Origin of the sequence: Actinotalea sp. C106 (assembly GCF_023630195.1) — a bacterium.
Lineage (GTDB): Bacteria > Actinomycetota > Actinomycetes > Actinomycetales > Cellulomonadaceae > Actinotalea.
Window position 1 is genome coordinate 1 of sequence record NZ_JALPKN010000093.1, and the last position, 10,890, is coordinate 10,890.

The following is a 10,890-nucleotide window of genomic DNA, read 5'->3' on the forward strand; positions in this document are numbered from 1 at the left end:
GGGGCCTCGGGGGGCGTGGGCAACGAGGTGCGCAGGGCCAGGTGCATCTGGGCGGTGGTGCGGCCCAGGGTCTCGGCGAGGTCACCGAGGTCCTCCCCGGCCCCGGCGCGCTCGCAGGCGAGCTCGAAGCCGTCGCGTGCGTCCAGGACCAGCTCGCTCAGCACCCCGAGGTGCCCGACGGCCTCGCCCTCGGCCTCCGGCCAGCTCCCGGCGAGCCAGCCCAGCGGCTTGGGGACCCCGGCGAAGGTGCCGCTCAACGCCAGGGGCACCTCGACGTCGGGGTTGGCGCCGGTGCTGATGCCCCGGAAGACCTTGAGGATGCCGGGCGGATCGAGGCGGGGCAGCAGCACCGAGGTGTTCGACTGCTCACCGGTCAGCACGCGTGCCCCGACGAGGGCCTCGGGGTCGAGCCCGACAGGCCCCCGGGCCCCGTCCTGGGCCCCGACCGAGCGGGCCACGGCCAGCCAGGCGCGCAGGAATGCGGGGTCGTGGCAGCCGTCCACGACCACCACGACCCGGCCCTGCACCTCGACGGCACCGACCACCCCAGGACCGGGATGCTGCTCAGGTCGCAGGGTGACCGGGACCTGGAGCACCCCGCCCCCCGGGAGCCGCAGCAGCAGGAGGAGCACCTCGGCCTCGCCGGCCGGGTCGGTCAGGTCGACCACGCCGATGCTGCTCAACGCCGCGGTCGTGCCCTTGGCCGGGAACCACCGCTGCTCGGGGGCCCACGCTGCCACGGCGGCGACGAGGTCGGCCTCGGCGGGTGTGACGGGCCGGGCCGGGAGTGGGGACTCCGTCGTGTCCTGCGCTCTCATGCCGACCTCCGCCGGGTTCGTCGTCTGGCCTCGGGCCGAGCCCTCAGCCGCTGGGTGTGACCGTCAGCCAGAAGAAGTCGCGTGAGCCGAGGGTCATGACCGTCTCGCCGCGATGGTCGACGGGCGGGAACTCGGCCCCGCCGAAGACGTCGTGCAACGCGTAGTCGTGGTGGTCGGGGAGCTTGATGCGGGCCGAGCGCGGGGTCGAGGCGAGGTTCGCGACGCACAGCACGGTCTCCTCGGCCGAGCGTCGCAGGTAGGCCAGGACTGCGTCGTTGTCCGTCGTCAGGGCGACGAACTCTCCCGTGCCGAACACGGGGTGCTGGCGACGGACGGCCAGCATGCCGTGGACCCAGTGCAGCAACGAGGTGGGCTGCACGAGCTGGGCCTCGACGTTGAGCGCCGTGAAGTGGTGCGCGAGGGACTGCACCACCGGCAGGTAGAGCTTGCCCGGGTCGCTCGTCGAGAACCCCGCGTTGCGGTCGGGGGTCCACTGCATGGGCGTGCGCACCGCGTCGCGGTCGGGCAACCAGATGTTGTCGCCCATCCCGATCTCGTCGCCGTAGTACAGGCACGGGCTGCCCGGGAGGGACAGCAGCAGGGCGTGCGCGAGCTCGATCTCGGCCCGCGAGTTGTCCAGCAGCGGTGCGAGCCGCCGGCGGATGCCCACGTTGGCGCGCATGCGCGGGTCGGGGGCGTACCACCCGTACATCGACGCGCGCTCCTCGGTCGAGACCATCTCGAGGGTCAGCTCGTCGTGGTTGCGCAGGAAGGTGCTCCACTGCCCCCCGGCCGGCACCTGGGGCGTGTCGGCGAGGATGTCGACGATCTGGTTGGCTCGCTGGTCCTTGATCGAGTAGAAGATCCTCGGCATCACCGGGAAGTGGAAGCACATGTGGCACTCGGGTGCGTCCTCGGTGCCGTAGTAGGGGATGACGTCCTCAGGCCACTGGTTGGCCTCGGCGAGCATGATCCGGCCAGGGAACTCCTCGTCGACCATCCTGCGCATCTCGGCGAGGTAGGCGTGCGTGCGCGGCAGGTTCTCGCAGTTGGTGCCCTCCTCCTCGAAGAGGTACGGCACGGCGTCGAGCCGGAACCCGTCCACGCCGATGCGCAGCCAGAAGCGCGCGACGTCCTTCATGGCCTCGCGCACGCTGGGGTTCTCGAAGTTGAGGTCGGGCTGGTGGCTGAAGAACCGGTGCCAGAAGAACTGCCGTCGCACGGGGTCGAAGGTCCAGTTCGACGTCTCGGTGTCGACGAAGATGATGCGCGCGTCCTCGTAGCGTGTGTTGTCGTCGCTCCACACGTAGAAGTCGCCGTACGGGCCCTCCGGGTCCGAGCGCGAGGCCTGGAACCACGGGTGCTGGTCGCTGGTGTGGTTCATCACCAGGTCGATGATGATCCGGATGCCGCGCTCGTGGGCCTTCTCGATGAGCTCAGTGAAGTCCTGCAGGGTGCCGTACTGCGGGGCGATCGCGGTGAAGTCCGCGACGTCGTAGCCACCGTCGCGCTGGGGCGAGGGGAAGAAGGGCGGCAGCCACAGGCAGTCGACACCGAGCCACTGCAGGTAGTCCAGGCGCTCGATCAGACCGCGCAGGTCGCCGATCCCCGCGCCGGTCGAGTCGGCGAAGGACTTGAGCATGACCTCGTAGAAGACGGCGGTCTTGTACCAGTCAGGGTCCTGGGAGAGGCCCTGCGGCTCGATCCGGGGCAGTCCGGCCAGGGGGTCCGGTCGCGCGGGCAGGGCGCTGCGCGGGTCGACCGCGCGGGTGGTCGCGGCCTCGCGGGACGTCTCGTGGTGGCGGTCGCTCACAGCGGCCTCACGGCGATCACGTGGGCGCACTGGCTCCACGGGTCGAGGCGGACGTAGGGGCGCGCCCCCCAGGCGTAGGTCGCCCCCGACAGGAGGTCGTGGGCACCGAAGAGGGCGCCGTCGCCGTCAGGGAGGCCTAGAGCCTCGAGGTCGAGCTCGATGACCCCTTCGTGGGCCTGGTGCGGGTCGGTGGTGACGACCACGATCACCGTGTCCTCGCGGCCGGTCGGGGACTGGGCGGCGGTCACGCGGCGTGAGAAGCACAGGAGCGAGGAGTCCGAGGTGCGGTGCACCGTCAGCCCGCGCAGCCGCTGGAGGGCCGGGTGCTCTCGACGGATCTCGTTGAGCCGGGTCAGCAGCGTAGAGATGCCGATGCCCTCGGCAGTCGACCAGTCCCGGGGCTTGAACTCGTACTTCTCGTTGTCGATCTGCTCCTCGACCCCGGGGCGCGGGACGTTCTCGACGAGCTCGTAGCCCGAGTAGATGCCCCAGGTCGGTGCTCCTGTGGCAGCGAGGACGGCCCGGATGGCGAAGGCCGCCGTGCCTCCGTGCTGCATGTAGGGGGTGAGGATGTCGTGGGTCGTGGGCCAGAAGCTCGGGCGCATGTAGGCGGCGGCCTCGCCCGAGACCTCGGTCAGGTACTCGGCGAGCTCGGCCTTGGTGTTCCGCCAGGTGAAGTACGTGTACGACTGGTGGAAGCCGATCCGCGCGAGGGTGTGCATCATCGCGGGGCGGGTGAAGGCCTCGGCGAGGAAGATCACCTCAGGGTGGTCCCGCGCGACGTCGGCCAGGATCCGCTCCCAGAAGGACAGCGGCTTGGTGTGCGGGTTGTCGACCCGGAAGGCCGTGACGCCATGGTCGATCCACACCTGCAGGACCCGGCGGACCGCGTGGTAGATGCCCTCGGGGTCGTTGTCGAAGTTCAGGGGGTAGATGTCCTGGTACTTCTTCGGCGGGTTCTCGGCGTAGGCGATGGTCCCGTCGATGCGCGTGGTGAACCACTCAGGGTGCTCGGTGACCCACGGGTGGTCCGGAGAGCACTGCAGCGCCAGATCCAGGGCGACCTCGAGGCCGTTGTCCCGGGCGGTCGCCACGAAGGCGTCGAAGTCCTCGAAGGTGCCCAGCTCGGGGTGGATCGCGTCGTGCCCGCCCTCGGGGGAGCCGATCGCGTAGGGCGACCCCGGGTCCCCCGGCTCGGTGGTGAGGGCGTTGTTGCGCCCCTTGCGGTAGGTGGTCCCGATCGGGTGCACCGGGGTCAGGTAGACCACGTCGAAGCCCATCTCGGCGATCGCGGGGATCCGCTCGGCTGCGGTGCGGAGCGTGCCCGACCGCCACTCGCCCGTGGCCTCGTCGAGCTCGGCCCCCTCCGAGCGCGGGAACATCTCGTACCAGGCCCCGACCATCGCGAGCTCGCGCTGGACGTCCAGGTCGTAGGTCTCCGAGACGGTCACGTGCTCACGCAGGGGGTGTGTGGCGAGGGCGTGCTGGACCGCGGGCGCGGTGCCCGAGGCCAGCCTGGCGGTGGGCTGCTGGTGGGTGTCTCGCAGGCCCCGCACCGCCTCGCGCAGGCTCGAGGTGGCCTCGGCCGTCAGCCCGTCGCGCTCAGCGGCGCGCTCGAGCAGCGCGGCGCCCTCGGCGAGCATCACCTCGACGTCGACCCCGGCCTCGACCTTGATCGTGGCGTCGTGCAACCAGGTGCCGTACGGGTCGGACCAGCCCTCGACGCGGAAGGTCCAGGCCCCGGGTGCGTCGGGCACCAGGTCCGTGCGGTAGGTGTCCAGACCAGCGTTGACGACGTCCATGCGGACGCTCTGGCGATCGGTGCCGTCGGGAGCGACCAGCACGGCGGTCGCGGCGACGGCGTCGTGCCCCTCGCGGAAGACGGTGGCGGTGACCTCGACGGCCTCACCGACGATCGCGCGGGCGGGCCATCGGCCACCCTCGACCACGGGACCGACCGAGATCACGGGGATACGCCCGATCTCGGTGCGGCTGGCGTCAGAGGACGGGGGGAGAGCTGAGTCGGGGGACACCGTGCTCCGTGGGGTCGCTGGGGCAGGGAAGGCGGGAGGCCGGGTCGTGGGGCGGTCGTCCGTCTGAGGGGCGGGGTCCCGCGGCGGGATCGGCGGCGTGGTCGGCGTCACCCCCCGAACCTACCCAGCCGGGATGGTGGTCGGCATCCGGTGGGCGCGTCTGCCCGGGCGTGTCGGCGGGTGGTGCGGCGGGTCGGCGCACCGCGGGGTCACCCTGCGTAGACCCGCATCGACAAGGGCTCGACCATCAGGACCGTCCCAGGTGCGGGGGCCCCGGCGCCGTTCGCGCCGGCGCCGTCCGGGTCCGTGAGGTCGTCCGGGTGCTCGGCGACGCTGTCCCACAGCAGGTGCCAGGCGCCCGGGGCGGCCGGGGGGACGGTCACCTCGACGGGGTCCAGCGAACCGTTGATGATCATGAGGACGGCCGAGCCGTCCCGTGCGGTGCGGATCATCTGCAGGGTCCGGACGGCGGGGTCGTGCCACCGGTCGTGGTCGAACGCGGTGGCCTGCGGGGTCAACCAGTCGAGGTCGGGCCGCGGGTCGTGACCCGGCCTCGGCCGACCGAGGTAGAACTCGGTCTCGCGCAGGGCCGGGTGCTCACGGCGCAGCCGGAGGAGGTGCTGGGTGGTGGCCAGGAGGTCGGAGCGCCACGGGGTCAGGTCCCAGTGCAGCCAGGAGAGCTCACCGTCCTGGCAGTAGGCGTTGTTGTTCCCGTTCTGGGTGCGCCCGATCTCGTCCCCGGCCGTGAGCATCGGGACGCCGGCGGACAGCACCAGGGTGCCCAGCAGGTTGCGGATCGAGCGGCGACGCAGGGGGACGATCTCCATGCCGACCGAGGAGGCGCCGACCGGTCCCTCGAGCCCGTGGTTCCAGGACCGGTTGTTGTCGGTGCCGTCGCGGTTGCCCTCACGGTTCGCGTGGTTGTGCTTGTGCGAGTACGCCACGAGGTCCGCCAGGGTGAAGCCGTCGTGCGCCGTCACGTAGTTCACCGAGGCGACGACGCCGCGCATCAGCGGCGGGTCGCTGTAGCCGAACAGGTCGGCCGAGCCCGCCAGGCGCGTCGCGAGCTCGGCGACCCCGGACCCGAGCCGGCCGTGCGCGGCCTGACCGGGGTCCACGAGCCAGAAGGTCCGCACCGCGTCGCGGAAGCGGTCGTTCCACTCGGAGAAGGGCGCCGGGAACCCGCCCGTGCGCCACCCTCCTGGCCCGACGTCCCAGGGCTCGGCGATCAGCTTGCGCCGGCTCAGCACGGGGTCCGCCTGGAGGGCCACGAGGAACGGGTGGTCGGGGTCGTACCCCTCCTGGCCGCGTCCCAGGGTCACGGCGAGGTCGAACCGGAAGCCGTCGACCCCGACCACCTCGGCCCAGTAGCGCAACGAGTCCAGCGCCATCTGCACCACGCGCGGGCGTCGGAAGTCCAGCGAGTTGCCGCAGCCCGTCACGTCGGCGAACCGGGCGGGGGAGCCGCCGTCGTGCAGGTAGTAGACGGTCGGGTCCAGGCCGCGCCAGCTCAGCTGCGGGCCGTCGGTGCCCCCCTCGCAGGTGTGGTTGTAGACGACGTCCAGGACCACCTCGATGCCGGCCTCGTGCAGCAGCCGGACCATGCCCTTGACCTCGGTCAGGACGGCCTGGGGGCCCTCCGCCCGCGCCTCGGCGGTCGCGTAGCGGGGCTCGGGGGCGAAGAAGGCCAGCGTGTTGTAACCCCAGTAGTTGGTCAGCCCCTGCTCGACGAGGTGCGGCTCGCTGACCGAGGCATGGATCGGGAGCAGCTCGAGGGTCGTGACCCCCAGCCCTCGCAGGTGCGCGATCGTCGCCGGGTGCGCGAGCCCCGCGTAGGTGCCGCGGAGCTCGACGGGCACCTCGGGCAGCTGGGCCGTCAGCCCGCGGACGTGGGCCTCGTAGACGACTGTCTCCCCCCAGGGGACCTCGGGGAGAGCCACGGGGGGCGCGTCGAAGCGGTCGTCGACCACGACCGAGTGCGGGACCGCGGCCTTCGAGTCGGTGGGGTCGGGGAGGGGGCCGCGCTCGTCCTGCTCGCCGTCGAGCCGGTGACCGTGCACCGCCTGGCCGAGCTCCAGCTCCCCCTCGACCGCGCGGGCGTAGGGGTCGACGAGCAGCTTCGCCGGGTTGTAGCGGGTCCCCGCGCGCGGGTCCCACCGGCCGTGGGCGCGGAAGCCGTAGTGCTGCCCCGCGCCGACTCCGGGCACGCAGGCCGACCACACCCCGTGGACCGGTCCTTCGAGCGGGATGCGCCGCTCGCTCCACCCGTCGGCCGAGGAGGGGTCGCGGTCGAGCAGGCAGAGGTCCACCGCGTCGGCGTGCGAGGCCAGCACCGCGACCTCGAGGCCCTCGGGGGACAGGGATGCCCCGAGGCGGGGCGGGAGGGGGCGGGTCACGGTCACCCAGTCTGGACCACGCCGGGACCCCGGGGGAGGACCAGCCACGGTGCGGACGTCCCGGGTCGGAGGTCCCGGTGCTCGCGCGGTAGCCTTCCCAGGGCTGTCGGCGAGGAGGAGGAGACCGGTGAGCATGAAGATCGTGGTCTGCGTCAAGCACGTCCCGGACCTGCAGGGCGACCGGGGCTTCACCCCCGAGGGGCGGGTCGACCGCAGCCAGGGCGACGGCACCCTCAACGAGCTCGACGAGAACGCCGTCGAGGCGGCGGTCACCCTCGCCGAGACCCACGGCGGCGAGGTCACCGTCCTGACGATGGGCCCTCCGGACGCCGAGGACGCCGTGCGCCGCGGCCTGCAGATGGGCGCCGAGCACGCGGTCCACGTGGTCGACGACGCGCTCGCGGGCTCAGACGCCTTCGCGACGGCGACCGTGCTGGCTGCTGCTGTTCGCCGGATCGCCGCGGACGGCCCGGTCGACCTGGTCGTGACCGGCATGGCCGCCCTCGACGGCCTCATGTCGGTGGTGCCCACCCTCCTCGCCGCCGAGCTGGACCTCCCGCAGGCGACCCTGGCCGCCGAGCTGACGCTGACCGGCGAGGACACACGGACCGTGCGGGTGCGCCGCGACCTCGACCACGTCGTGGAGGTCCTCGAGGCGGACCTGCCGGCCCTGGTCTCGGTCACCGACCAGGCCAACCAGCCCCGGTACCCGAACTTCAAGGCGATCATGGCTGCGCGCAAGAAGGCGGTGTCGACGTGGTCCCTCGCCGACCTCGGGGTCGACCCGGCCGCCGTCGGGCAGGCCGCGGCCCGCACCACGGTCGTCGAGGCGAGCCCGCGCCCCCCGCGCGAGGACCGCGTGCTCATCACGGACGAGGGTGACGCCGGCCTGCGGCTGGCCGCCTACCTCGTCGAGAACCGTCTCGTCTGAAGGAGCCCTGATGACTCAGCCTGCCGTCCTCGCCCTCGTCGACCACCACGACGGCGTCGTGCGTGCCCCGGCCTTCGAGCTCCTGACCCTGGCCCGGTCGGTCGGTCCGGTCGAGGCCGTCTGGCTCGGCAGCGGCCTGGCCGGAGCCCTCGACCTCCTGGCCGAGCACGGCGTGAGCACCGTCCACCACGTGGACCTCGACGCCGAGGCCACCGTGGCGACCTCGGCGCGTGCCCTGGCCGAGATCCTGGTCGAGAGCGGCGCCACCACGGTGCTGCTGTCCTCGACCTTCGAGAACAAGGAGGTCGCGGCCCTCACGGCGCACGAGACCGGGGCAGGTCTGTCGGTCGACGCCGCGGGGCTCGAGCGGTCCGGCGAGGGGCGCCTCGTCGTCCACCAGCAGGCCTTCGCCGCGACCTGGACCCTTCAGGTCGAGATCACCACGCCGCGGGCGGTGGTCGCGGTCAAGCCCAACGCCGTCCCGGCCGAGGCGGCACCGACGGGTGAGACCCCCCAGGTCGTCTCGCACGCCCTCGTCCACCCGCCCGCCGCACGCACGCGGGTGGTCGAGCGGACGGTCCGGCCGTCCTCGGGGCGGCCTGAGCTCGGGGAGGCCCAGGTCGTCGTCGCCGGGGGGCGCGGGACCGAGGGGGACTTCTCCGCGGTCGAGGAGCTCGCCGAGGTGCTCGGCGGCGCCGTCGGGGCGACCCGAGTCGCCACCGACGAGGGCTGGATCGGCCACGAGACCCAGATCGGTCAGACGGGGGTCACCATCTCGCCCCGCCTCTACGTCGGGGCCGGGGTCTCGGGGGCCGTGCACCACCGTGGCGGCATGCAGTCCTCCGGGACCATCGTCGCGGTCAACGCCGACCCCGAGGCGCCGATCTTCGAGATCGCCGACTTCGGCGTGGTGGGTGACCTCTTCACGGTGCTGCCGCAGGCCGCGGCCGAGGTCCGTCGGCTCAAGGCCGAGCAGGCCTGACCGGCTCTGGCTCCGGACCGGCTCTGGCTCCGGTCAGAGAGACCGGAGCCAGGCGAGGGCCTCGAGGCCCTGTGCCCGCTGGAACTCGCGCAGGTTCCCGATGCCGGGTGGCGGGGGCTGCACCGCCCCGTGCACGAAGTAGCCGGTCAAGGCGGCGAGGGTCGACCGCACGGCGTCCGGGTCGGCGCTGCGGGAGACCGGATGCTCCCAGAAGATGCTCCCCGGGTCGCCACCGCCCTGCATCGCGACGCTCGGGAGCATGCTCAGGAGGTCATACCACGGGGCACCTGCTGCGGCGGCCCAGGGCCAGTCGATGAGCCAGACCGTGCCGTCAGCCTCGATCATGACGTTGTCCGCGCGCAGGTCGCCGTGCACGAGGCACTCGCCGGCCGCGGCCTCCGGGGCGTCCTGGGCCCAGTGCGCGAGGTCGTTCAGGTGCTCCCGCAGCCACGCCCCGTGCTCGCCCGCGGCGGCGACGGCGGCGTCGATGCTCGCGGGGTCGTCGGCGAGGCGCTGCCAGGACGAGGCGAGGGCGGACAAGTCGTCGGCCAGCGGGTGCAGGTCTCCCCGGGCACCGCTGCCGGTCTCGGCCAGGTCCTGGACCGCCGCCAGCACGAGCCCGAGCTCCTCGGGCTGCCAGGGCATCGCCGGGCTGCGACCGTGCACGGCCTGGAAGCCGAGCAGCACCCACGTGCCGTCGTCGTCGGACCACAGCAGGCGGGGGGACCGCACCTCGGCGGGCAGGGCGCGGGCCGCGACCACCTCGGCGCGGGCGAGATCGGGGGAGTCGGGGTTCTGCTCGGGGGAGACGGCCTTGACGAAGACCTCGGTGCCGTTGCCCAGCTCGACGGTCGCGGCGTACCCGGGGCTGAAGCCGCTGGTCGCGCTCGCCTCGCTGACGACCTCGGCGCCCGCCAGGTCGGCGATCCGGGAGCGCACCGACCGGGGCAGGTCAGCCCAGCCGAGGCGTGATCCGCTGAAGGCGCGAGGTCCCGTCTCGTTGGTGGTCATCGGAGTTGATTGTGCCAGCAGGTTCGTAGACTCCCGTCTCGTGACCGTCTACCTGGACCATGCGGCGACCACGCCGATGCACCCGCGAGCCGTCGCGGCGATGGTCGAGCAGCTCGCCCGGACGGGCAACCCCTCCTCCCTGCACGGTGCCGGACGTACCGCCCGGCGCGTGGTCGAGGAGTCCCGCGAGTCCCTCGGTGCGGCGCTCGGGGCGCGACCCAGCGAGGTGGTGCTGACGGCGGGCGGCACCGAGGCCGACAACCTCGCGATCAAGGGCCTGGCCTGGGCCCGGCGCGCCCGCGACCCTCGCCGACGGCGGGTGCTGGTCTCGGCCGTCGAGCACCACGCGGTCCTGGACCCCGCCGTCTGGCTCGCCGAGCACGAGGGCTTCGAGGTCGTCCTGCTGCCGGTCGACCGGGACGGCCGGCTCGAGGTGGACGCCCTGGCCGAGGAGCTCGCCGCGCATGGTGGCCAGGCGGCCCTGATCAGCGTGATGTGGGCGAACAACGAGATCGGCACCGTGCAGCCCCTCGACGAGGTCGTCTCCCTCGCGGGCCGCCACGGGGTCCCGGTGCACGCCGACGCGGTGCAGGCCGTGGGGCAGCTCGAGGTGGACTTCACGGCCTCGGGGCTCGACGCCATGACGGTCTCGGGGCACAAGGTCGGTGGGCCGGTCGGGGTCGGCGCGCTCGTGGCGCGGCGTGGCCTCGACCTGACCCCGGTGCTGCACGGGGGCGGCCAAGAGCGGGCCGTGCGCTCCGGGACGGTCGACGTCGCCTCGGCGCGGGCCATCGCGGTGGCGGTCGAGGACGCCGTCACGCACCGCGCGACGCACGCCGAGCGTCTGGCCGGCTTGCGTGACGCCCTCGTCGCCGGGGTGCGGGACGGGGTGCCCGAGGCCGTGCT

Annotated in this window: 7 protein-coding genes and 1 pseudogene; 3 read left to right on the forward strand and 5 right to left on the reverse strand. The window is 73.0% G+C overall.

Annotated elements, in window-relative coordinates; translation table 11 throughout:
- The 4 genes and pseudogenes from L0B03_RS08300 to glgX all read right to left on the reverse strand — a co-directional run.
- Positions 1–818: pseudogene (locus tag L0B03_RS08300) on the reverse strand (aminoglycoside phosphotransferase); the annotation flags it as partial.
- A 43-nt stretch (positions 819–861) separates the two neighbouring features.
- A complete protein-coding gene (gene treS / locus L0B03_RS08305; protein WP_374204917.1) occupies positions 862–2,631 on the reverse strand; it encodes a maltose alpha-D-glucosyltransferase in 1,770 nt (589 codons plus the stop codon).
- The gene (locus tag L0B03_RS08310) at positions 2,628–4,664 is read right to left on the reverse strand and encodes an alpha-1,4-glucan--maltose-1-phosphate maltosyltransferase (protein WP_250445345.1); all 2,037 of its coding nucleotides are present in this window, start codon (positions 4,662–4,664) and stop codon (positions 2,628–2,630) included. Before L0B03_RS08310 ends, treS begins: the two co-directional genes overlap by 4 nt.
- A 209-nt stretch (positions 4,665–4,873) precedes the next feature.
- Positions 4,874–7,060, reverse strand: coding sequence for a glycogen debranching protein GlgX (glgX, locus tag L0B03_RS08315; RefSeq protein ID WP_250445346.1), 2,187 nt, complete (start codon positions 7,058–7,060; stop codon positions 4,874–4,876).
- A 133-nt stretch (positions 7,061–7,193) separates the two neighbouring features.
- Here glgX and L0B03_RS08320 point away from each other — a divergent pair, with 133 nt between their 5' ends.
- Together L0B03_RS08320 and L0B03_RS08325 are read left to right on the forward strand one after the other, a co-directional pair.
- Positions 7,194–7,991, forward strand: coding sequence for an electron transfer flavoprotein subunit beta/FixA family protein (locus L0B03_RS08320; RefSeq protein ID WP_250445351.1), 798 nt, complete (start codon positions 7,194–7,196; stop codon positions 7,989–7,991).
- A gap of 10 nt (positions 7,992–8,001) precedes the next feature.
- Positions 8,002–8,973 carry an electron transfer flavoprotein subunit alpha/FixB family protein gene (locus L0B03_RS08325; protein WP_250445347.1) on the forward strand — a complete coding sequence of 324 codons (972 nt, stop codon included), beginning with the start codon at positions 8,002–8,004 and terminating at the stop codon, positions 8,971–8,973.
- 33 nt (positions 8,974–9,006) lie between these two features.
- On the opposite strand, the gene L0B03_RS08330 is transcribed toward L0B03_RS08325, so the two are convergent.
- Positions 9,007–9,984, reverse strand: coding sequence for a phosphotransferase (locus L0B03_RS08330; RefSeq protein WP_250445348.1), 978 nt, complete (start codon positions 9,982–9,984; stop codon positions 9,007–9,009).
- A gap of 40 nt (positions 9,985–10,024) precedes the next feature.
- Between L0B03_RS08330 and L0B03_RS08335 the strand changes: the two genes are divergently transcribed.
- On the forward strand, positions 10,025–10,890 hold an 866-nt coding region (locus tag L0B03_RS08335), incomplete at its 3' end, for a cysteine desulfurase family protein (protein ID WP_250445349.1).